The sequence below is a fragment of the Candidatus Sneabacter namystus genome (assembly GCF_008189685.1).
Taxonomy (GTDB): domain Bacteria; phylum Pseudomonadota; class Alphaproteobacteria; order Rickettsiales; family Rickettsiaceae; genus Sneabacter; species Sneabacter namystus.
On the sequence record NZ_CP043312.1, the window covers coordinates 77,386 to 100,880 of the forward strand.

General features: G+C 35.0%; 22 protein-coding genes and 4 tRNA genes. 12 read left to right on the forward strand and 14 right to left on the reverse strand.

The window, feature by feature from the left end; translation table 11 throughout:
* Positions 1-303: 303 nt before the first annotated feature.
* Together FZC37_RS00285 and FZC37_RS00290 are read left to right on the forward strand one after the other, a co-directional pair.
* A complete protein-coding gene (locus tag FZC37_RS00285) occupies positions 304-1,245 on the forward strand; it encodes a hypothetical protein (RefSeq protein WP_148951747.1) in 942 nt (313 codons plus the stop codon).
* A gap of 11 nt (positions 1,246-1,256) precedes the next feature.
* A tRNA-Asp gene (locus FZC37_RS00290) sits at positions 1,257-1,333 on the forward strand.
* A gap of 41 nt (positions 1,334-1,374) precedes the next feature.
* Here the strand turns inward: FZC37_RS00290 and FZC37_RS00295 are convergent.
* A complete protein-coding gene (locus FZC37_RS00295) occupies positions 1,375-2,016 on the reverse strand; it encodes an HD domain-containing protein (RefSeq protein WP_148951748.1) in 642 nt (213 codons plus the stop codon).
* Positions 2,017-2,409: 393 nt separating this feature from the next.
* Here FZC37_RS00295 and dut point away from each other — a divergent pair, with 393 nt between their 5' ends.
* Together dut and prmC are read left to right on the forward strand one after the other, a co-directional pair.
* Positions 2,410-2,850 carry a dUTP diphosphatase gene (gene dut, locus FZC37_RS00300; RefSeq protein ID WP_148952235.1) on the forward strand — a complete coding sequence of 147 codons (441 nt, stop codon included), beginning with the start codon at positions 2,410-2,412 and terminating at the stop codon, positions 2,848-2,850.
* Entirely contained in the window at positions 2,851-3,687 is an 837-nt protein-coding gene (gene prmC, locus FZC37_RS00305; protein WP_148951749.1) for a peptide chain release factor N(5)-glutamine methyltransferase, read from the forward strand. It abuts the gene before it with no gap.
* Here prmC and FZC37_RS00310 read toward each other — a convergent pair.
* On the reverse strand, positions 3,684-4,724 hold the full coding sequence (locus FZC37_RS00310) for an MBL fold metallo-hydrolase (RefSeq protein WP_148951750.1): 1,041 nt from the start codon (positions 4,722-4,724) through the stop codon (positions 3,684-3,686). The genes prmC and FZC37_RS00310 overlap by 4 nt on opposite strands.
* 123 nt (positions 4,725-4,847) lie before the next feature.
* Between FZC37_RS00310 and ettA the strand changes: the two genes are divergently transcribed.
* Together ettA and ruvX are read left to right on the forward strand one after the other, a co-directional pair.
* Positions 4,848-6,506: an energy-dependent translational throttle protein EttA gene (gene ettA, locus FZC37_RS00315; RefSeq protein ID WP_148951751.1), complete on the forward strand. Its 1,659-nt coding sequence runs from the start codon at positions 4,848-4,850 to the stop codon at positions 6,504-6,506.
* 63 nt (positions 6,507-6,569) lie between these two features.
* Positions 6,570-7,061, forward strand: coding sequence for a Holliday junction resolvase RuvX (gene ruvX / locus FZC37_RS00320; protein ID WP_148951752.1), 492 nt, complete (start codon positions 6,570-6,572; stop codon positions 7,059-7,061).
* A gap of 55 nt (positions 7,062-7,116) precedes the next feature.
* On the opposite strand, the gene FZC37_RS00325 is transcribed toward ruvX, so the two are convergent.
* A complete protein-coding gene (locus tag FZC37_RS00325; protein WP_148951753.1) occupies positions 7,117-8,349 on the reverse strand; it encodes a hypothetical protein in 1,233 nt (410 codons plus the stop codon).
* A gap of 338 nt (positions 8,350-8,687) precedes the next feature.
* Here FZC37_RS00325 and FZC37_RS00330 point away from each other — a divergent pair.
* Positions 8,688-8,759, forward strand: a tRNA-Thr gene (locus FZC37_RS00330).
* Between the two features lie 1,246 nt (positions 8,760-10,005).
* Here the strand turns inward: FZC37_RS00330 and tig are convergent.
* From tig to FZC37_RS00380, 10 genes are all read right to left on the reverse strand, one after another.
* A complete protein-coding gene (gene tig, locus FZC37_RS00335; protein ID WP_148951754.1) occupies positions 10,006-11,340 on the reverse strand; it encodes a trigger factor in 1,335 nt (444 codons plus the stop codon).
* Between the two features lie 38 nt (positions 11,341-11,378).
* Positions 11,379-11,464: transfer RNA gene (locus FZC37_RS00340), tRNA-Leu, on the reverse strand.
* A gap of 42 nt (positions 11,465-11,506) precedes the next feature.
* Positions 11,507-12,655 (reverse strand): succinyl-diaminopimelate desuccinylase, encoded by a 1,149-nt coding sequence (gene dapE, locus FZC37_RS00345; protein ID WP_148951755.1) that lies wholly within the window; start codon positions 12,653-12,655, stop codon positions 11,507-11,509.
* A gap of 35 nt (positions 12,656-12,690) precedes the next feature.
* Positions 12,691-13,149 (reverse strand): protein-export chaperone SecB, encoded by a 459-nt coding sequence (gene secB / locus FZC37_RS00350; RefSeq protein WP_148951756.1) that lies wholly within the window; start codon positions 13,147-13,149, stop codon positions 12,691-12,693.
* Positions 13,150-13,191: 42 nt separating this feature from the next.
* Complete coding sequence (gene dcd, locus FZC37_RS00355) at positions 13,192-13,758, reverse strand: dCTP deaminase (RefSeq protein WP_148951757.1); 567 nt, start codon at positions 13,756-13,758, stop codon at positions 13,192-13,194.
* Positions 13,759-13,790: 32 nt separating this feature from the next.
* Positions 13,791-13,872: transfer RNA gene (locus FZC37_RS00360), tRNA-Leu, on the reverse strand.
* A 132-nt stretch (positions 13,873-14,004) separates the two neighbouring features.
* Positions 14,005-15,432, reverse strand: coding sequence for a hypothetical protein (locus FZC37_RS00365; RefSeq protein ID WP_148951758.1), 1,428 nt, complete (start codon positions 15,430-15,432; stop codon positions 14,005-14,007).
* A 278-nt stretch (positions 15,433-15,710) separates the two neighbouring features.
* Positions 15,711-16,316: a hypothetical protein gene (locus FZC37_RS00370; RefSeq protein WP_148951759.1), complete on the reverse strand. Its 606-nt coding sequence runs from the start codon at positions 16,314-16,316 to the stop codon at positions 15,711-15,713.
* A 76-nt stretch (positions 16,317-16,392) separates the two neighbouring features.
* A complete protein-coding gene (locus FZC37_RS00375; protein WP_148951760.1) occupies positions 16,393-17,619 on the reverse strand; it encodes an arginase family protein in 1,227 nt (408 codons plus the stop codon).
* Positions 17,620-17,643: 24 nt separating this feature from the next.
* The gene (locus tag FZC37_RS00380; protein ID WP_148951761.1) at positions 17,644-17,886 is read right to left on the reverse strand and encodes a hypothetical protein; all 243 of its coding nucleotides are present in this window, start codon (positions 17,884-17,886) and stop codon (positions 17,644-17,646) included.
* Between the two features lie 259 nt (positions 17,887-18,145).
* On the opposite strand from FZC37_RS00380, the gene FZC37_RS00385 reads away from it, so the two are divergent.
* From FZC37_RS00385 to FZC37_RS00405, 5 genes are all read left to right on the forward strand, one after another.
* Entirely contained in the window at positions 18,146-18,400 is a 255-nt protein-coding gene (locus FZC37_RS00385; protein WP_148951762.1) for a hypothetical protein, read from the forward strand.
* Between the two features lie 147 nt (positions 18,401-18,547).
* Positions 18,548-18,763: a hypothetical protein gene (locus tag FZC37_RS00390; RefSeq protein WP_148951763.1), complete on the forward strand. Its 216-nt coding sequence runs from the start codon at positions 18,548-18,550 to the stop codon at positions 18,761-18,763.
* Positions 18,764-18,910: 147 nt separating this feature from the next.
* Positions 18,911-19,144, forward strand: a complete 234-nt coding sequence (locus FZC37_RS00395; RefSeq protein ID WP_148951764.1) for a hypothetical protein — start codon at positions 18,911-18,913, stop codon at positions 19,142-19,144.
* A gap of 27 nt (positions 19,145-19,171) precedes the next feature.
* Positions 19,172-20,011, forward strand: a complete 840-nt coding sequence (locus FZC37_RS00400; RefSeq protein ID WP_148951765.1) for an ATP-grasp domain-containing protein — start codon at positions 19,172-19,174, stop codon at positions 20,009-20,011.
* A 3-nt stretch (positions 20,012-20,014) separates the two neighbouring features.
* The gene (locus FZC37_RS00405) at positions 20,015-20,872 is read left to right on the forward strand and encodes a hypothetical protein (protein WP_148951766.1); all 858 of its coding nucleotides are present in this window, start codon (positions 20,015-20,017) and stop codon (positions 20,870-20,872) included.
* A 72-nt stretch (positions 20,873-20,944) separates the two neighbouring features.
* Here FZC37_RS00405 and FZC37_RS00410 read toward each other — a convergent pair whose 3' ends face one another.
* A complete protein-coding gene (locus FZC37_RS00410) occupies positions 20,945-23,155 on the reverse strand; it encodes a hypothetical protein (protein WP_148951767.1) in 2,211 nt (736 codons plus the stop codon).
* Positions 23,156-23,495: the final 340 nt, after the last annotated feature.

Sequence of the window (23,495 nt, forward strand, 5' to 3'; positions counted from 1 at the left end):
CAATATAAAATGTGCTAAATAGCTTGATACTGGCAAATTCAAACCATGAAACTTTCATAAATTAATCAGCAATTCTCACCATAAAAAACTCTAAAACAACATCTGCAGCCTACAAGATCCACTTCACTAGAATTTCTGGTATAAAGCAGATAAATAACTTCCATTACAAAAATATAGGTGCTATAATCCGACCCGATATAGGAAGTAAATCTTGCAAACTGGCATTTGCTCATGTCACAGGTTGTTTTGTGTGAAAATGAAACAGGCAAGGTAGTTATAACTTAATTAAAAAGATACTGTACAATGCCCAATTTAATAGGATCGTCAGGGTCAGTTTACGAAAGCCTCTCTACTCAATCTATGCTTAAGTTTTGGAAAGCTAGAGAAGATTTTCAGCACGGAGAAAAACAGATTGAAAAAATGTCAATCAATGATCTGATTCAAAAGGAAAAAATAGAAACTACTTTGCTGGATATCAAAGGTAAACAAGCCTTTTTCAGTGAAGAGAAATGTGACCAGATAAATAGCGTATTAGATAGCGCAATAGAATGTATTAAAAAAATATCTAAGGAGACACGAGAAATGGGACTGTTGTTAGCAGATGTGCAGGATGAGGTTGGGAGGAGTAATCCTCAGGATCAACAAGCAATAGTAAGAGGGTCCATTTCAGCATTTATCGACGCTGTAAAAAGTAATATTGATAAATATGACGGTGTAGTAAAAGCTGTAAAAACACTCACTAATATAGATGGAAAATTCAGTATAGCGCTAAAGATGAATACACAGGGGAAAACTGTAGATTTTTCTTGGAATGATAGTATGAACTTTGATTTTGATCCTATAAAAATAATGCCTCATCAAAGCTTTTCTGGATATTTGCAAGAGATGTTACATAGTGCCTTAAATTACACTGATACAGAGGACGAAGCATCGCATTTGATAGATATATCCAATCTGCTCTATTACACCTCTAACGCAAAAGAGTACCACTTGAAAGAGTCAAAAGAAAAGCTATTGGAAACATTTGCCACTATAAGAAGATACACTAATGATACTATACAACAGCTAGATCAAGAGAAAAAAAATCTAATAGAACTAAACAGGGCAGAGGCACTAAGAGAAATAGAAAAAGAAGCAGAAAGAGAGCAATGTGCCGAAATGATTGCAAACTTCTATGCTTTACTAGCTTCTGAGAAGATGAAAAGAGCGTTAGATTTCTTTAGGAAGCGCTTACTAGGAGCGTAGAATTTATGTTTGGGGGTGTAGCTCAGTTGGTTAGAGTACCTGCCTGTCACGCAGGTGGTCGCGGGTTCGAGTCCCGTCACTCCCGCCATTCTTGTGTTAGTAGCATTGAGCGTGAGAGGAACAGTTTTTTTAAAGCAGCTTATTAGGAGGGCTAAATATTTCAGATAGGTCGCTTTCTTCATCGCCTAGCAAAGACATAACTTTCTCTTCAGCAGATTTGTTTCCATTGATACCCATTTTACAAAGCCTACCTAATTCACTTTCAACAGAATAGGCTCCAAAAAATAACGCTATGGCCAATACTTGCTCCAGCGTTTCTTGCAACATCGCTTTTCTTTTTTCTCTAGACAGAAAGTTAGCAGTCCTAACATTGTGTAGCCTATCAAAAAGCTTTATCAATAAAATCTCAAAATCATCTTTCTCGCAAGCACGATTCACTATGTATTCTATACTCACCTTCTCTCCTCCAACATATCTTGTCACGCCATCAACTAAAGTAGCAATGCGCCAACCAAAATGATCTAAAATATTACCAATGGTTGCTTCTGTATCTTCAACAACGTCATGCAATATACTAGCTGCTATAACACACGTTTTAAAACAATAGTCTGAAATCAAATAGGCAACCTCTAAAGGATGAGAATAGAAAGGCTCTCCATTTTTTCTAAATTGACCGTCATGATATTTTTTTGCAAACTCAATAGCCCTTTCTATCTTTTCCAAATCTACTTTAGAAGAAGACTCTTGGTTTAATTTTTCTAACTTTGTCATCAACCTCTGCGAATAAACGCAACGCCCTTCAGACACTAGAATAAGACCAGCCAATAGTTACAAAATAACACATACTGAGCTATACAACATATTGATCTAAGAGGCAACATACTTTTGTCATGATACACAGAAAGAGCTAAAGTTTCGCTGAAAATTTTCATTCAGTAAACGTACACAAACGCACTTAAAAAACGAACTAAATAGTACAACTTTTAGTAGCGATTATTCAGAGTTGAAATTAATCGCTATTGTTAAATACACCAAGGTATCAATCAACTACTCTTTTTCAAAAGAAATTGAAAAGTGATAAAACACAAGCTATACGTTAATAGAAAGTAAAAATGTGCTTTCAAGTAATAACCTTTAGACTAAAAAGACATGCAAACTAATACAATGGCAGTACAAATTAAATTCTTAGACAATGCACCATCACAAGATACACCTAAATATGCAACACAAGGAAGCGCGGGAGTAGATTTAAGAGCGGCGGTAGATGAAATGTGTATCAAACCTAGTACAACAGCAATCATACCAACTGGTATATCAATAGCAGTACCAGTAGGATATGAAGCGCAAGTACGATCAAGATCTGGTCTTGCGGCAAAACATTCCGTTATCGTTCTCAATGCACCAGGAACGATAGATAGTGATTACAGGGGAGAAATTAAGGTCATAATGACTAACTTAGGTCAACATGACTTTCACATCAATAAGGGAGACAGGATAGCTCAACTTGTATTAACTCAATACTCTTCTATAGATTTTATAAAAGTAGATACATTAAATGTAACTCAAAGAAACCAACAAGGGTTCGGTTCTACCGGTATACAATAAATGCCAAAAACGGTATCAATTCTTCATATACTGAAGAAAAAGTTGAGACAAGCCAACATCTCATCACCAGAAACAGAATCTAGGGCTATTTTATGCCACGTATCAAAAATGCGTTACGAAAAACTACTTGTAGAAAATGACATACCACAAGCTCATTTTGATGCTGCCTTACAAGCTGCTAAAAGAAGAATCAATGGAGAACCTTTAGCATATATATTGGGTAAAAAAGAATTTTTTAGTTTAGAGTTTCTCGTTAATCCAGACGTTTTAATTCCAAGACCCGAAACTGAAACATTAATTGAAGCAGCTTTAAGAAAAAAAAATGTTATATCCAATATACTAGAATTAGGTACTGGTAGCGGATGCATAATTATTACGCTCCTCAAAAACATACCTAATGCACAGGGAGTTGGAGTCGATATATCACAAAAAGCATTACAAGTTGCTGACATCAATGCTTCCCTTCATAAAGTACATAATAGGCTCACACTACTACTGAGTAACTGGTATTCTAATTTACACTCGAAGCAGTTTGATATAATCATATCTAACCCTCCCTACATAAAAAAAAGTGAAACATTAGATAGAACTCTTACATTTGAGCCAGCCCAGGCGCTATTGTCGGGCACAACAGGGTTAGAATCTTATAAAGCAATAGCGTCGTGTGCAAAACAGTTCTTAAAGTGCACAGGGTCTGTATTTGTAGAAATAGGAAAAGGACAAGATGTAGAAATAAAAAATATCTTTGAAAAAGAAGGATTTCAAATAGTCAATGAATTCCAAGATTTAGCTTCAATAAATCGCTGCCTAGAATTTACAAGTAAAAAAACATTTTAAAAAGAGAAATATTCTCCATGATCTAAAACCAACACATTATCTTCTTCTCCATGCTTTTGTTTTGCTAATTTTAGATCTTGCACAGGCTCATGATATTCCTCTGTACTTAAGCAAAAGGTACCGTAGTGCATAGCTATTGTTTTCTTAGAGAGAAGAATTTTGTGAGCTAGCACAGCCTCGTTAGGACTCATATGAACAGGAGACATAAACTCTTTTGGTTTATATGCTCCTATAGGCAAAAAAGCAAGATCAATAGAACCAAACTTATTCTTAATACAGTTAAATGTATTTTCTTGAAACCCTGTATCTCCTGCAAAATAGAATGTCTTTTCAGCACATTCTACAACAAAACCTCCCCATAAAGTTGAGTTACGGTCCAACAATCCTCTACCAGAAAAATGCTGAGCTGGAACAAAATGTATACAGTCCTTCCTGCCAAAGCTTTTATACTGCCACCAGTCCATAACCTCAATATTACAAATACCATGTTTTCTTAATATAGTATCCACACCTAATCCCACGAAAAACTTTGGATTAAACATATGTTGTAACCGCTTAATAGATGCAATATCCAAATGATCATAGTGATCATGGCTAATTAAAACAAAATCTATTTGCGGAAGATCTTGCATCAAAATACCAACATCTTTTACGCGTTTTGGACCTGCAAAAGAAAAAGGACTAACCCTATCAGACCACACAGGGTCAGTAAGAAAGTTATACTGTCCTACCTGAATCAAAAAAGTAGCATGATTAATAAAGTAAGTAACTAAATTGCTTTCCCTTTCATGTAACACTCGTCTTTTTTTTAAACTCTTTTGCCTTGGCCAGGAAGCAAACACTATCTTAAACATCGCCTTCCATAACTTTAAAGACAATATACTACCCTTATATCTTGTGGCAGGTTGTGTAAGATTATGAAATCTTTTATTGATATAATGCTTTGAAGAAGAGAAAAAATTTGTCCTAACGAAAAGACCATTTCGCCACAATACAAACATAACAAAAAGAAAAAATATAGATAAAATACAAACCATACTTCGTTTTATATATACAAATATGATAGCCTATGCTTTGCTACATGAAGCTTAATAGTGCAATAGATCAATATCTCACTTAAGCTGTAAAATGTACAGAATAACAGTCGCATTAGGTATAATATGACCTCTCAGTTCATCTTTGTCATGAAAAAGTTAAGCAAAGCCGTGGGAAATAAAATTCTCATCCAAGATACTTGGCTATCTTTTCTATACGGTGCAAAAATAGGAATTATAGGATCCAATGGAGCGGGTAAATCTACCCTAATGAAAATTATAGCAGGACTAGACAAAGAATTCGAAGGAGAAGCATGGCCAGACAAAAATGTAAAAATAGGATATCTGCCTCAAGAACCACAGCTCGACAGCTCTAAAACTGTACTAGAAAACGTTATGATGGGACTTAAAGAAAAAACAGAATTACTGAAACAATTTGATCAAATAAGTCAAAAATTCTCTAACGCTTCTCCAGAAGAAATAGAGTCTTTACTAGAACAGCAAACACTATTACAAGAGCAGATAGATGCGGTAAATGGTTGGAATCTAGAACATGAGGTATCGGTCGCTATGAACGCTCTATCCTGCCCAGAAAAAAATAAAGACACAACCATACTCTCTGGAGGAGAAAAAAGACGAGTAGCATTATGTAAATTATTATTGCAAAAACCTGACATGTTGCTACTAGATGAACCAACAAACCATTTAGATGCCCAATCAGTTGCATGGCTAGAACATTACTTAAAAGAATACACGGGTACTGTAATACTAGTCACACACGACAGATATTTCTTGGATAATATAGCACATTGGATATTAGAAATAGATAATAAAAAATGTGTTCCGTGGGAATCAAATTATTCTTCTTGGTTAGAAAAAAAATACAACAATCTTGGGATGGAAAAACAACGACAGAAAGATTTGGCAAAACAAATAAAACGAGAACTTCAATGGATCACTGAAGGGAAACATACTAAAAATAAGGCAAGAGTTAAAGCATACGACCAGTTATTAGCGCAAAAACAAACAATATCAGACACAACATCACAAATTTTCATACCCAATGGTCCCAAACTTGGTAAAGTAGCCATCCGTGTAAACGATATAAGTAAAAGTTTTCAAAACGATATACTATTTCAAAATTTTAGTTGTACTATACCCTCAAATGCTGTTGTAGGTATTATTGGACCAAATGGAGCTGGTAAATCAACCTTTCTGAACCTTATCACGGGGACGGAAGTCTCAGACACAGGAGAAATAGAAATAGAAAAGTCTGTTAGTATAGGGTTTGTAAATCAATTGCGTGATAATATTCAAGACGAAAATACAGTATGGGAAGAAATATCAGAACAACTAGAAGAGATACAACTAGGCGATAGAAAAATTAAAACTAGAGCCTACTGTTCTATGTTTAACTTTAAAGGAGATGTTCAACAGAAAAAGGTAAAGGATCTATCCGGAGGAGAAAGGAATAGGTTGCATATGGCAAAATTGTTGAAAAAAGAAGCCAATGTAATACTTTTAGATGAACCATCAAACGACCTGGATATAGAAACTTTGAGATCCTTAGAGACAGCAATAGAGCAGTTCACAGGTACAATGCTAGTTGTCAGCCATGATAGATGGTTCTTAGATCGAGTAGCAACTCACATAATGGATTTCGATAAAGAGGAAAAACAAATTAGATGGTTTGAAGGTAATTATACAGAGTACAAAACTTACTTAGACAAAATAGGTAAAGACGTCTCCATTTCTAAAAAAAGTATATATAAAAAATTACACTAATTAGAATGTAAATATTCATGTTTTTAGAAAAACCCATTCCGTTATCATTTAAACACGACTAAATTGATTACTTACAGCATAAAGGAATTCATAAAACTAATACCAAATAGTGGTGCTTTACTTGGCTTGGATTATGGCTGCAAACACATAGGAATAGCTATATCTGACGCAAATCAAAGAGTAGCTATGCCTTTATATTCGTTAACTCATCTATCAAGAAAGTCTCAACTAAAAGACATAAAAACTATCGTAAATAAATATAAAGCTACAGGAATAGTACTTGGCTTGCCATTAATGCTTGATGGAACAAAAGGTAATTTAGTAAAAATTGTAGAAGCGTTTGCAAGTTCTTTGTCATACTTCCGAAAATGTATGACAATTCTTCTGTACGATGAAAGATTTTCATCAAAATCAGCAGATAGATTACTAGAGACAATGCAGACAAAAAAAAATAACAACGAACTTCAACATACCTTAGCAGCCCAAATACTACTCTCAGAAGTTATCGAATCTATCAGAATGCAAAGAAAAATAGACATGAAAAAAGGCCTCTAATAATTAAGAGGCCTTTTTTTGTTTTGCAAATACCTGATCTTGATCAGAATTTTGACTAAAACTCTTTAGAGAGATCTAAACCAACAGAGAAGAAATGTCCCCCTAGATCTCTGCTAGAATAAGATGAAGTCCTGTTACCAGAATTTCTCCTATCGGACGCATCTTTGTCAGAAGTTTTAGATTTTTCATAAGCAAATTCAGGCTCACCTAGGTATTGGTAACTAGCTGATAAGTTTAAATTAACAACATCAGAAACGTTAAAACTAAATCCTAGACCCAACTTACCAGAGAAAGTGAAGTCTCTACTGTAACGAGAATTATCATCCTTAAAGGCATGTTCTACATCAGACCTATCTGAGTTGTCATGATATGTGTGACTACGGCTCCAATGTGTCATACCCAAACCAGCTAATAGAGAAACAGACATAGGGTCTCCATCGTAAAACTTAAACTCTCCTGTCAATAAACCAGTATGCGGAACAATTTTCTCTTCCATAATAATGTCAACAGGTTTCCTTAAAGCGTCTTGTAAAACTTTTGCTTCTTTACTAGCACCAGCAACCTCAGCCACAGTAATCAAATCTTTGATGTCTTTCACACAATCAGCATCATGCGCCAATACCTCACAGCTATCAACCATGCTTGCAACTTTGGCAATGGCTTTTTTCAATTCATCAGAAGCAACGCCACGTCTATCTGCAATACTCTCTATCACATCCTCAGTAACTTTAGCACTATCAGACAATTTTACCTTATCCCCAGGAGACATTGTAGAAAATTTATCTAAATCTGCTTTATGCAATGCTTTAATAGCATCTAAACAAACAGTTTCCACTTTACCATGTCCACCACCAGCAGCTGCAACACCAGTATCAAAAGCCTTAACAACATCCTTAATCATCTTACTTGTATCAAGGCCCTTTACGGTGTCTTCATTGGCAACATTTCTTTGGATAGGATAGTCATTTCTCAATCCTTCTGGCCTGAAAGAAAACTGAATCCCAAGCTTAGTGGTATCGTTAATACCATAGGCAATGCGAGGAGTAATAGAGAACATACCAACTCTATCATGCTTGGATCTCAACAACTTGACATTAGTAGTATTGATACCAGGTAAATTGTTAACACTCCTATAACTACATTGAGAATGCCTAGCACTGCCCCAAGTATCCACAGGTACAGTGTAATCTACTCCCAGCCCAAAACTGAAAGCATCATCCTTTGCAGATACACAAGCAGACGAAGCAGCTATCAATGCGGCTGCCATTATTTTCTTTTTGTTACTCATATCTTTATTTAAATACGAAAAAATTAAATTAACATTATTTCACTTTTTAACTGAAATACAGCCGAAAAAACATCCAAAAAACAACAACAAAAACCACTAACCAAAAGGCCTTTTCTAGCTCAGTCACGAAAGGCTTGTACCATGAAAAATATATAAACAAAAGATCATACCTATAGTAAGGATAATTTCAAAAACCAGATGTGTTATATTTGCAACACTATATAAATAGCAAAATATACCTTTTAGTGTTAAACTGTTAACACTTTTTTGCCTTGACGCGAATACATTTTTATGTCAGGTTGCTCTATATCAATTTGCGTGTATATAATAAAACACATGCCGCTATAGCTCAGTGGCAGAGCACTTCATTGGTAATGAAGAGGTCGACGGTTCAATCCCATCTAGCGGCACCGTTAAAAAATAAACATAATTCTACATCGTATTATGAAAAAGGATGCGTTATTCAGTAATAAATAATTAACTGTTTCATTTAACTTGAAGTTACTAGTATCAGGTCGGTTTATTAATCCAATATTAAATGCATGAAACTAACTCCGACTAAACAATTATTTAGTGGTTACTGCAAAGCAAATAAATAAAAGATTTTCTCAAAACTCTACGTGCCAAATCTTTAGAGATAAAGAAAATAGACAATATATCAAGCATAGTATCGAAATATGCTTGATAACATATGCATCAAATCACAATGGTGTAAAAATTAAGACGATAGAAAAATTCATTGCATCACTCTGGTATTACATCGCCAATACATCGGAGTAATACAAAGATGTTAATAAATTTACATCTATACGGTATAATACAGGCACTTTGCGCATGCTCTTATTTTGGCATAAGAAGGCAAAAATGTAGTGCAGACACATGCTTTCCAGAAAATTAAGGTAGATCAGTAAAATAAACTGCCTTAACAGCACATCTTCTATCCATCTGAAAAGCAATCCTCCAAAAGTCCTAAAGATGTCAAGGAGTGTATAAAGGCCACTCTGCTTAAAATTCAACGTCCTTCTTTTGGCAAGAAATAACGATCTATTATGACTCTCATAAGGAAGTATCACATGAGATCAAAATACTCAAGAAACGTCCCAATAGATAGAAGAGTAGTTATTCTTCTTAGCACACCTTTGTCCTTTAATGATGGTCCTGAACTAGTCAAGATACATTCTTAAATTTGGCTTCTCACAAAAGCGTTGTACCAAAATATAGCTAATAAACAAAATACACTTTGATTCACCGAATTAAACAAGTAAAACTCCCAAAATTTTTTCTTTTGTACAAAACCTTCGCTACAAAATATTTATAACAGTGTTGCTCTGAAAGAGTATTCTAGATAAGACAGTTCACAAAGGCTGATTATGGCGAACAATGCCCCACATATAAAGATTGTATAATCGTCTGTACTTTTTGACAAAAAACAAAACAATTTTTATAAAAGCATAAACAACTACACACTTTTCGAAAAAAGTTAATAGCCGTATACAAATATATCCGTTTAACAAAAGGCAACTAAAATAAATATAAAAGAAAATGCCTCAACCACACCTTTCAGGTCATTAAAAAACAACAGGACAGAAACCTTAAGAATAGCAATTGCACTCTCAGACTACACAAAACAGGTGTAAAAAGAGATGGGATCAAGGCTTAATTTCTATTAGCGAGGCTTTGTTTTGCGCTGTTAACTATCTTTTTAACTTCACTTAGAGTTTTGTCAGACTCAACAAGATTAACTTCTACAGAAAGAACATTAGAGACAGCTTTCTGCTCCAGATGATTTGAATAAACCAAAGAAACATTTTCTTTGTAATATTTTAAAATCTGTTCTTTACGATCTGGAAACTTTCTTATTTCTCCATCAATGTGACGTTGTAATTCTTCTTCCGAGACACGAATGTTGTTTCTCTTAGTATATTCCGACAATAGCAGGCCAATTCTCATCTTTCTCATAGCGAGGTTACGACAATACTGCTGATAATCATCCTGATTTAAAGACAAATGTTTTTTCAACTCCTCATTCTTTAGCAGACCAGAATACTCTTCTTCAAAGATACTTGTGGGTACGTCAAAATCCAGCATCTTCTCTAGACTATCAAAAAGCTTAGCCTTATTCACTCCAAACAAGTCCTCATATGCGGTATCTCTTAAAAGACCAGATACTCGATAACGTAACTCTGCTACACTAGCACAGCCATATTGTTCCGCAAAAGCCTGATCTATGGCAGGAGTTTCAAGATATCTACGTACATCTAATATTTCTACTTTTGCCAAACACTTTTTACCGGCAATCTCTTTATCCATCTCCTCATATGGAAAAGTGACTTCAAACTCTGGCGTATCTCCTACTTTGCGCCCCATCAAGCCATCTGTCATTTCTTTTAATATAGAACTATATCCTATATCAACATACTTATTTTCTATCTTTCTGTTCTCTAGCAATTTTCCATCCAAGAAAAAGTTACAATTAATAAGAACAGAATCTCCCATTTTTATAGGATCCTCTTTTGGTGTTTCTTCATCTATCTGTCTTTTGGCACGAGCAATAAGACCAATATAATCATCAATATCAGAATCTAACACTTTAATATTATAGTGTTCTATATCAATGCTACTAAAGTCAGGCATATCAAACTCAGGAAATAACTCTACAGAAAAGCGAAAACTCACCGCCCCGTTTTCTTCCTTGAAATCTTCAATTTTTGGTTTGCCCAAGACTTTATCTTTAAAAGACTCAGTCAACTCAAACACCACCTCTTGCATTTTCTCTTTGATGGCGTCTTGAGTAAGAGATTTTTTATATTTTCTCTCTACAACAAAAAAGGGAACCTGCCCTTCTCTAAAACCAGGCTCTTTAGCACTTTTTTGCTTTTCCTTCAATTTTACATTAACTACAGGCTGTACAACCGCTTGCGGAAACGTAACCTCATACCTTTTTACCAACTTTTCAGAAGTTTCTATTTCTCTCTTTTGAATATCTTCCATGTGCAACACACTTACTTTCAATTAAATAATTCATTTACTGGTACGGATAGAGGGACTCGAACCCCCACGCCCAAAAAGCATTAGGTCCTAAGCCTAACGCGTCTACCAATTCCGCCATATCCGCTCACGCACCAAAGGAGCACAACCAGCATGAATAGAAAACGAGCTAAAGACTTAAGGTCTCGAAAAGGAAACCCTTATAGACATCTCTTAATTTTTTAATATCTTCTAAACCTACTTGTTCATCCACCTGATGAGCCCTGTTGTAATGTAACCCAAATTCTATGCAAGGACAACATTTAGATACAAATCTAGCATCTGAAGTCGCTCCTCCAGTAACAAATTTAGGACTAATAGAAGTAATTTTTTTACTAACTTTTGCAAATGCCCTTATGAAATCATCCTCTTCACTCAAAAATGGCAATGCCGAACATTCATAAGACATAGAAAAATTATCCGTAACCTTTCGCGCCGCTTCAGAAACAAGCGCTACTATTTTTGATTCAGACAATACTTTATTAAATCTGATATTAAAACGTATCTCTGCTCTAGCAGGTATAAGATTTGTGACTTTATTACCAACGTCAATAGAAGTAATATTCAATACAGAGGCAGAAAATTTATCTTTAACATCGTCAAGCTTTATCTCTTTAAGGTTCTTAGCTATTTCTACCACCTGTTCAACAGGATTTACAAACGAATCAGGATAAGCTATGTGACCTTGCTTTCCATCACACGTTAAAACAAAATTTATACTTCCACGTCTACCTACAGCTATCACTTCTCCTACTTTCTCTTTGCACGTAGGTTCTCCAAATATAGCAAAATCTAGCTTATGATTATATTTTTCTAATTCATCCAACATTCTCTTAACACCATCATGTGCAACTCCTTCTTCATCTGTCGTCATAAGAAAACTGACACGTCTGTCTGGATTGGCCCGAATAAAGGCTAATGCCGCATCTATAGAACATGCAATAGAACCTTTCATATCAACAGTACCACGTCCATGCAATACATCCCCCTCGATCACAGCATCAAATGGCGCAAAATGCCAATCACTCAAATTACCTGGTGGCACAACATCTAAGTGTCCAGCAAAGCATATATTTGGTCCTTCAGTCCCACGATAAGCATATAAATTCGACACTGGTCTTTTATACTCATCTGAATCAAAATCTCTTCTAAAGCAACTAAAGCCTTCTTTCTGAAACAAATCTTCTAAAAATTCCACTGAACCAGCAGAATCAGGTGTAACAGAAGGAAATCGTATTAGCTTAACAGCAAGATCTATCACAGGATCTAAATTTGACATAAACACTTACATATCAGAAATTAAAAAGAGAATGTCTAAGAAGGAGTACCATTATCAGACTTCTTTAACAAATATAAATCAGAGAAATTTATAGGAGAAATAACAACAGGAGGAAACCCAGCACTAGAAATAGTACTTGCTATTATGTGTCTTGCAAAGGGAAATAATAAGGCAGCACCTTGCGTAAAAAGCAAAAACTCCTCTTTGTTTTCCATTTTTTTCTGTTCCATTTCTTCAAAAGAAAAAACACCAGCATATGCAAGATCCACAAGGAATAGATCTTCTTTATCAATGGACGACTTAACTCTAAAAAACAACACCACCTCATAAGTATTATCCATACCCTCCTCTTTAGATATTGCAACATCCGTTTTGATATCAGCAGTAGGAGAAGATTTACATTGCAAAATCTTTAGCGCACTAGAAGGGCCTTCAAATGACAAATCTTTCACATATTGAGTCTTTACGATAAAACGCACTGTTGTTTCTTTCATATATTAACTAACTTCATTAAATAAATACTTAGTCACGCACGCCTAAACAGAAGGTAAAGTAATGTCTTTCTGGTTCATATATTTTCCTTTCCTGTCAGCGTAAGAAATTTTGCATTCCTTATCTCCACGAAGAAAAAGAAATTGGCATGCACCTTCTTCAGCATATATTTTTGCAGGCAAAGGAGTAGTATTAGAAAACTCCAAAGTAACATAACCTTCCCATTCAGGTTCCAAAGGAGTTACATTGACTATTATGCCACAACGCGCATATGTAGATTTAGTAACACAAAGTACAAGCGTATCCCTTGGAATTTTAAACTTCTCTATAGTACTGCCAAGAATAAAACTGTTCGGAGGAATTAAACAACAATCTCCTTCGAAATCTACAACGTTATTTGCGTTAAACTCTTTTGGATCCACTATTCCAGAGTTTACATTTGTAAAAATCTTAAATTTCTTAGATACTCGCGCATCATAGCCGTATGATGAAAGTCCGTAAGATATTATCCCCTTATCATGCACTGCGCTGACCTGCGAATCAACAAAAGGACTAATCATATCACGCTCGTTTGCCATATTTGAGATCCAAAAATCAGACATTACAGGCATAAAACCATCGATTATACTTTAATAAAAACACGTGCGGCTGAAAGGACTCGAACCTTCACTTCAATTGAAACAGCCCCCTCAAGACTGCGTGTCTACCATTTTCACCACAGCCGCAAAGCACGCCTCCTAAACCCATATGCCCACACCACTCATATAAACATCAAGCCAACACTTTTTCAAGAAGTTTTGCGTCTATCGCAATGCATAACAACCAAAAAGTCAATATACATGTCAGAGTTACCTTATTTAATTAGAATTAAAAGCTTCAGCATACTTCTTTGCAATGCCAATAGTATTATAGCTTTGTCCTATAATTTTAGGGCGCCCTACTTGAAGCACAGGCTTATGTAAATTATCATTGGACTTGCCGCGTGCGTAAGAGCCTACCCAAAATCCACTCCAAAGCAAATTTATCCAACACAACCAAAAATTGGCGAAATACTCATCTATTTCGTGCGCATCTGACAAAGCTTGATCTGAAACTTGTAATATCTTCACTAACCACCGTATGCATTGAATCAATTCTTCCCTTTTGTCTCCACGCCTTATAGATATCTGTTTACCAAGCAATTCAACTTCCAAATTGTTGATCATACTTTTAACATCTTTACTAGAATTGTTATAATCTTGTAAAGATAAGTCCAAAATATCAATAGCGGGGGATATTGTTCTATCAAAAGAAGGATTTGCTTTAGTACCATCATGCCGTTCTCTACAATGTGGAGCTGGCCCCGTTATCAAATTACCAGGATTCCAAGCCACTTTTGTGGTCGCATGAATGCTATCGTCAGTACCAAAAAATTTGTCAAAATCACAAATATATCGTGCAAACAATATCAGGCTAGCATGCAGCCATGGATGACCATCAACTTTTTCTGGATGCTCAGAATATAGGCTCACAGCACCCCTCATTCTACCTTGAAATTTAGCCCACATCTGCTGTAATCCGTTTTCTGATTCAATAATATGATGCTTAGTTGTAGTTGTTAAGGCTGAATAGCTATCAGAAAACACGTTTATCTTATCTGAATTAGAGCTAAGATTACGATTGTAACAGTCTATCTCAGAACGAATCTTTGACATAGATGAATTTGGATCTCCAAGCCATCCTTTTTCAATCGCATACAAACTTCTGGCTTTTTCGTCAACTTTAAACAAAGGTGGTTTTTGTGTCCCTTGTACGGCCTGCCTGTGTAAGGCATCTTTTTCAAGCTTATCACTCAAAGCGGCATGGGTCCATGCACCTACATCTTCTGATAATTCATGTGTATTTGTAACTCCTTTTGCTACAACATGACACTTACTTTCCAACTCAAGGCAAAAAGCAAGAGCTGTTTGACCCACGGCCCCCGGAGCATTGCCTTTTTCATATGGCATATCCGCTATATCAGACTTTAGCATAGTCTTATATTCAGCCCTAATATCACCCAATCTCAATTGCTCTCTAATTTCTTTCTCTCGCCTACATTTAATAGCCTCCACCATAGAATTAGGGTTTTCGCAATACTGACCTATTATCTTGATTAGTTCTTCTGGTGTCTTAGTTTTTCTTTTTCTCGCTTTACGTTTACGTATTATCTCATCTGTCTTTTGTCGTTTATTTTTTAATATTTCATTTTCACGTTTTCTTTTTAGTATCTCGTGAGGAATGGGTAATTCTTTTTCTTTAGTCATCAGTTGTTTTAAAAAAATGGTAATTAAAGTGCTGTTACACAACTTATGGTTGTAATAATATGATCGGAATAGCATGTCAAGCACAAACTCAACACGAGAACACTTCACACAATTAAAAAAGATGACAAGTACAAAAAGACATTTTTAATTAACGGGAAAAATGCGCTAACCAAGATACCATCTATCTCAAATAGAAAAGGTATTTGGAAAACGCATTTTTTGAAACTATAACCCTAAAAAGCTCATTTATTGTTAAACAAGCGTTTCACAAGACAGTTTTAACACAAATCTAGCACACCATTACCAACTTCTAGATGTACATTTGCACTACCTTCGCCAGCGTAGTGAACATCTCTAGAACCCATTCCTCCAAGTACTCCTGCAAAGAAATCACCTGGCATACCAGTAAAGCAGCTACCAAAAACACCAGCACCAGAAGAAGAAGTATGCACATGGCCATGACCACCAGCAGCAGCGGCACCACCAGCTTGATCGTGTAAATCAGAGCTATTTTGCAATCTGCCAATACATACCTTAGCATCTAGTGTATTGACGTCTGCTTTGTGCACCTTGGCCTTCAATGATCCGTTATCTACCTTCGCTCTCATGCCTCCAGCTACACTGTCCAAACTCAACGCACCATTCTTCAACTCAACCTGCGCATCACGAGCAAGTCCTCTCAAATTTACTTTTATTGGATCAGAATCTGGAAAATCATCCCTTAACCTAACATCAACATTGCTACCCCTGAAGTTTACTGTAAGAGAGCTTTGCATCTCTTGAGGGGCTTTAATAAAGTAATGTTCAGCGTCGTTAACGAAAGCAAAACTTCCTTTATTCATCCTCATTACAGAAGCGGGAACTTCATTACGGAAAAATATCATAGTTAATACCTATTTAGTTTAGAAAAGTAAGTCCATAGAGGATATTAATATAACTTAATCAGATGCGCAATTATTTTTAATGAAAATTAATATTACAAATAATATTGATTAAAATATTCGCTAAAATAGTAGAGGAACTATAATGATTCTCATGATTATTCGATACCCCATGCTCCATTAAATCTAAACCTATAACGTTATTTTTAGTTGTCAGAAAATGTACGATACTGACAAATTTATCCAAACAAATACCAGTATGACCAGGAAAGCCGGTATTACTTCTGATAAAAATAGAGTTAATAGCATCTATATCTATGCTTAAATAAATATCCTGATCTTGCGGGAGCTTTTCAATTATGCTTGTTATTTCACAATTCTGAACTTCAAAGTCAGATATAACTTTGCAAACTGTATTAATGTATTGATTAACCTGATCCGACGATATGTCTGAAAAACTTTGATAACGAGAAGCACCTATATTTAAGATATCTATATCAGGAATTTGATACTTGACCCAAGAAACAAAGTTCCCGTGAGAAAGATCATCTAAATACTCTGGTTTATTATCTTTAAATTTTCCCCATAACTGAATGTCTAAATGATGATCTAGCTGCACCAAAGAAAATCTTTTACCAGTATCCCACAAATGAGTTACAGCAGCATAGGTCAGTGAGTGATCCCCACCTATCATGCATGGAATACAAGCCGTTGGAATCTTTGCTAACAAAGCTCGTACGTTAGCAATCCATTGCTGGACGTTGCCCCTGGTAGACGTCACGTCTCCTAAATCAACTAACTTATCGAAGGACACGGTATTTTTGTTAAAAAGATCTAGCAAAATAGGCCTTCCTCCCCTAAAATTCATGTCCTTACTACGCCCTCTTAACAATCTAGGACCATACCTGCTACCAGGCTTAGAAGCACCCACATCACATGGAACACCAAAACATGCTATCAAATTACTCTCATCTTTTATCGACTGCACTTTGGCAACTTTGCAACCAAAAAATCCATACTCCGGCAAAATAGGAGCAGAAAGAGAGTTTAAATATTCCTCCTCTCTATTTACATGCTCCACTGGAACTATCGCTCCTCTATCCAATAATTCCGCTGCTATAATTTGCAATAAAAGCTTATCAACATCTGATTCTAAAGTACGTACCTGCTGTTGCAGTATCTGATCCTTTACTTTTTCAACATCAGAGCCATAACCCACAGAACGCCTAGTAATAGTGTTATGTAATATTACACCCTCCTCTCCCTCAATCGTTCTGTTAAACGAGGAAAATTTATATAAACTCATAATGATATACACCAATTTTTCAAATTAACTTTTCTTCGTGTTTTTCTTTACTATAGGAAACATTATTTTCAGCACATCAACAAACTGCATTACCCGTTCACTTTCTTTCACTTCGAAAGAATGAGAAATGATTTTCCTTACACAATTGTGCCTAGTTTTGGTATTTAAAATGTCAGAAATGACAACACCGCGAAACAAGTGATTTATAGTTTTTGCGCTATCTCCCACCTTAGGTCTTAAGGAATCTGATATAAAACTCTTTTTCATGTTACATAACCATTATTTTCAATTTTATAAATCTTTAATATATACAATATTTAACTATAAAATTAACATTTATATAACAATCTTTAAAGAAGAAATTAAAAAATAAACTTGACATGTTGTGTTTAATCTAAGATAAATTTAATTAGTAATATTTATTAAAATGATGTGTGAAGATGCACAGTACTCTTTAAATAACATCGTGTTAATAAATTTATTCTTGATTGACTTTATTTATAATAATTAAAATTAGATAAGTAGTATGGCTAACTTTACCAATGAAAAAATGATGCTATCAACAGAAGAGCACATAAAAACAAAAGAAGAATTAATTTTAGGAATAGACGATGAAGAGCAAGGTTTTGCTTCTCCTTTAAAAGCTAGAAACAGAGATAGAGATAGCGATAGAGGAAGAGATAGAGACTCTGATAGACCTAGTTTGTCAGATGATGTAATGTGTGACGCTTCAGGTGCTACAGACATTGACTTTGGAGCAGATGAAGAATTAGCAGGATAATTTTGATACTTCTATGGTTTTAACTGCTGTACTACAGTGGTAACAAAGACTATAGCATTGGCTTAAAGTGTGTGGAATAAAATTTGATTTCACACACTTTCTTCTTGATTCAGGGAAAAAATTACTAATAAAAATAGAGTAGGAAAAATGGATATTAAATTAAACACAGAAGAATTAATTTTAGGAATAGATAATGAGGAGCAAGGTTTCGCTTCTCCTTTAAAAGCTAGAAACAGAGATAGAGACTGTGATAGAGCAAGAGATAGAGACTGTGATAGACCTAGTTTGTCAGATGATGTAATGTGTGACGCTTCAGGTGCTACAGACATTGACTTTGGAGCAGATGAAGAATTAGCAGGATAATTTTGATACTTCTATGGTTTTAACTGCTGTACTACAGTGGTAACAAAGACTATGGCATGAGCTTAAAGTGTGTGGCATAAAATTTGATTTCACACACTTTCTTCTTGATTCAGGAAAAAAATTACTAATAAAAATAGAGTAGGAAAAATGGATATTAAATTAAACACAGAAGAATTAATTTTAGGAATAGACGATGAAGAGCAAGGTTGTGCTTCTACTTTAAAAGCTAGAAATAGAGATAAAGATAGAGATAGAGACAGAGATAGAGATAAAGATAAAGATCAAGATAAAGATGATGAAGGAGGAGTGTTCTGCAGTAATAATAATACAGCAGGTGCAATAGATATGGATTTTGGACAAGACGAAGAGTTGTTGGGATAAGTAAAAATTGGCTTGTTATTTACATAAATGATACTGTTAGTAGGTTCTGCAGAAGAAGAAACACTAAAATGTCTATCAGAAGTCATATTAGATAGAGAATTACCAATGTTTTTTCTTGATCAAAAGAAGATATATGACGGAAGGCTAAAAATACTCAGTGATCACTTTAAAGTGGGTGATGAGAAATACTATTTTGACAACTTTTGTGGCGTCCTGAATAGAATCTCTCTTACTAGTTATCGTGGAGGTATTCGCGATACAATCTCTGCCTTCTGCTATGTCATGAACATAAGGTTAAAAAATGTGCTAAATAGGGCTATCAACTGCGTTTCTAATGATTCAAAATTAAATCAAATTAGTTCATTAAGACCCATTTTGAAAACTATACAATTGCCTAAGGCCGTGATATTGGCTAAAAATGATTTTAGCTTATTAAAAAAAGGACGTTTCATTTTTAAATCATTAAGTTCGGAACGCTCAATTGTCATGGAATATAGAAAGCACGAGCATAAAAACACTTGCAGTGAAGAGCCTGTTTTATTTCAGGAGCTATTAGAAGGCAAAAATATCAGAGTACATGTTGTGAAAGACAAATGTTTCGCAGTTGCAATACAATCCGATACTATAGATTACAGATACACCAATAAAAGAGAATTTTATGATTATTCACTACCTGAAAATGTTGAGGAGGAATGCATACAAATATCCAAAAAATTAAAGTTGCCTTTTTGTGGAGTCGATCTTATTAAAACGAAAGATGCTTATTACATTTTGGAAGTTAATCCAACACCTGGGTACAGTTTCTACGAAAGAAGATTACCTCACAAGAGAATCTCTTTAGCATTAATACAAGCACTTGTAGGATGAAATATGATTCTTGTGCTACATAACAACGATTTGGGTGCTAAAAATTTCGAGCAATACTTAGAGAAAAATAAAATACACTATGTGTCTATCTCTCTACAAGATATTGTCAAGGATACGAAAATCTTTGATACCTTTAGTACACAAACATCGAAGTGTATTTGGAAATTTAAAGAATGTGAAATTGATTTTGACAATGTAAGCGGAATATATAATTGCATCAGTTACTTAACTTTAGAGCATTTAATAGATTTCACGCCAGAAGACAGACATTATGTTAAAAATGAGTGGTGGGCCTACCTAATTTACAGAATAAATAACTCACATAACGTCATCAATCCTATCAGCGAAGCAATGTCTTCTGGAATGATAAATCAGTTCCCATTCATATACAATAATGCAAGTACTTTAGGTTTCAAAACGCCAAAGTACTACATCTCGCAATCTACAGAAGAGCTTTTAGAACTTGCAAATGATTTACAAAGATATATATCAAAAAGTATCACTTATTTTGATAATAGTTTTAGAGAATCATCTTCAATAAATGACGACACAATATCTCTTATAGAATACCTACCAGGAAATATATTATACGTACATTTGATAGATGAACAGATATGGTGCTCAATCTACAAAAACGGCACAGTTTATCAATATGAAATGGATAAAGCTAACAAGGATCGCTGCTATAAAATGGCTCTCTTACTTGGAATAAGAAAATGTGAATTTATCTTTAAGCAAGAGAAAGATGGTAATCTAGCATTGTACTACGTATCTGCACACCCAAACTTGTCAAAAGCACACGAATCATATATAGAGCAAATATACAAAACCATTTATGAAAAATTAAGCTCTAGTAAATAATATAACGCACCTTCAAAACTATCCATTATTACCATCTACTCTTACCTTTAAAATATTCTAAAAAAACCTCGTTCAACTTTGCTGGCTATCTTCTTCTGAAGTTGCTACGGCGGCTGCAGCTTCACAAGCAGTATTTACAGCTATAAGGCCCGCAAGAGCACTTCTATACATATCGCCCCTTGAGTCAGATATCGCTATCTCTTCTTCTTCTTTTAAGGCTACTAAACTTAAAAACGTTTTATTTATACGACTTTGGTCCGGAAGAATAAATTCTCCACCAGCATCTGTATAACTACACCTAACAGCATCATTCGCTTTTTTAAAAGAAAGCTCGACAACCTTATGTTTATAAGAATAACAAGATTCATCACATACAAAATTAGAAGAAGCCTTTAACCTAGAATAAAACTTAGACAATGAAGCAGGAACTGGATCAATTTTTACTTTATCAAAGCGTAAATCAAAATCATAGACTACAAGTCTAAGAGGATCTGATTGTTCTTCTTCTCGTATAACATCTTCTCTCACATTTTTAGATTTTCCGCACATAACTTGATACTGACTTAAACGCACAATTTTCGACAGCTTGAAAGAATGAGAAGATTCACGAATTACAGCAAGTGCACTACTCCAATCATCATCCACAATGAAGTTGCTATAACTTTCGCTAAAGCTGTCTAAATCAAGTACCTGACTACATTTTGGATTATTGTAAGCCTTCCATACACCACTGTGCTTGCTCCAAAACACTCCTTTGGGAATATCATCAAAGCAAACATTGCGACCTTGCGCTGAATCACTATTGTCGATAATTCTAGCCTGTTCTCCATATTGATAAAGTAAGTCAACAAAAGCGTTACCTTCGGCAAACCATAGCTGTTTTATAAAATTTTCACCAAAAAACAAAATGGGACGCTCATGAGCAGGAAAACTTGTACCAAACTGCAACACTTCTACGGTATTGTAACGCTCAAAAGTCATAGAAAAATAATTCGAGAAGGGCTTATCAGCCTTCCATAACCCTCTTTCTTCTGCTAATGGAGGTGACATTTCATACCCTTTGTTGACAAAAGAGAGCTCCTCTTTTATTGGTAAACCTGTGCAAACTTCATAATGGGGTTTTTGAACCTTCCAATGAGGAAAAACATCTAATTCTTCAACAAGAAGTTCTTTTAACGGGTAAATAATAATCTTCTCTTGTAATTCATAAGAGTCACTTTCTCTTGCTGCTTGCACTTTCTCAGAAAACGCAACTAAGTCATCTCCGAATTTCATATTAAAACAATGATCAGCTCCGTATTTTCCCACTAACTCACCTATAACGGAGTCGGAAACACATTCTTCAAAACGAGTTATTCCTTTTTGTGCTAACTTAAAAGATCCAAAATAATTGTGAATCTTTTGCTCGCTCGCTTCTTTTATAGTTAATAAATTCGTATTGCCAACAAAATAACTTGGACCATCTATTGTAAATTTATAATCTGGTACACGAACGTCTGATACATGAAATTTAACAGGACATCCAGATTCCCTTATATCGTTAATCTGTTCAACGATTCTATCTGGCTCCATGCGAAGCAATACAAGGCTTTGTGGAAGTATTAAATTTCCAGAGAACTTTCCACCCCAGTCTCTAGATGTTTGCTCAACGTACGTAAAAAGACCTTGTAAATTACTCACGCTATAACTTACAAAGGCGTGAAAGTTAGAACCACTTTCTGATATAGATTTGTCAAAATCTTTTGTACACATCATGTTGTTGTAAGCTTTCCACTCGCCTGTATCATCTTTTCCAAGAAAAACCCCTTTTGCAAATAGTAAATCTTTTCTTTCTTTCTCTTCTAAAGACTCATTAACACAAATTTTTTTCATCCTAGAACCACATGCAAGGTCATTATACAGATCCAAGAAATCATTTCCCATGCTGTACCATAAGTAGCGCAGCAAAGTTTTAGAAACTGAAACTTTTGGGGAAAAGTCTTGCTCAAGCACACTAGAAAGATTACTCAAAACTCTAAAAACATTTTCTTCTTCCTCTGGGTGTAAACCATACCGCGCTGATATAGATACTGTGTCTGCACAATGTGTAGAAGGGGTAAATGCGATCCATGGTCTATATTCATAACCATCCAGTGTTAAAGGTCCATACAACTTTAGTCTACTTCCACAAAGTTCCTTTTCTAAAGGAGTTGTAACCTCATAACTCTCACCTTCGATGGGACCGCCCACCTTTAAGTTTTCTAGCATGGCTCTGACATCTTCCGTATCTTTTACTGAAATCATCACCATGTTAGACCTATTTTAAAAGTTTATGGTATTCGGATACGTCTATTCTACTAACAAATATAGTAAACTACCACCTAATAAATGAAAAACGATTGGTACTGATGATCATCTCATTTTATCCACTGTCACTAATAAAATAATATATAAATATATTATATTTATGTTGTGGTAGGGTATGTGTAGAAAGTTATAAAGCACTTATCATAAGTATGAGTTTGCTTTATCTTTTCACGCAAAACAGATGTAGAAGGCCTTAGGGCATTGAGTAAAAATGAAAGGTCTTTAAATTCATGATACATTGCGGAATTGTTGTTGAAAACATGTTAAAAGTTATTGG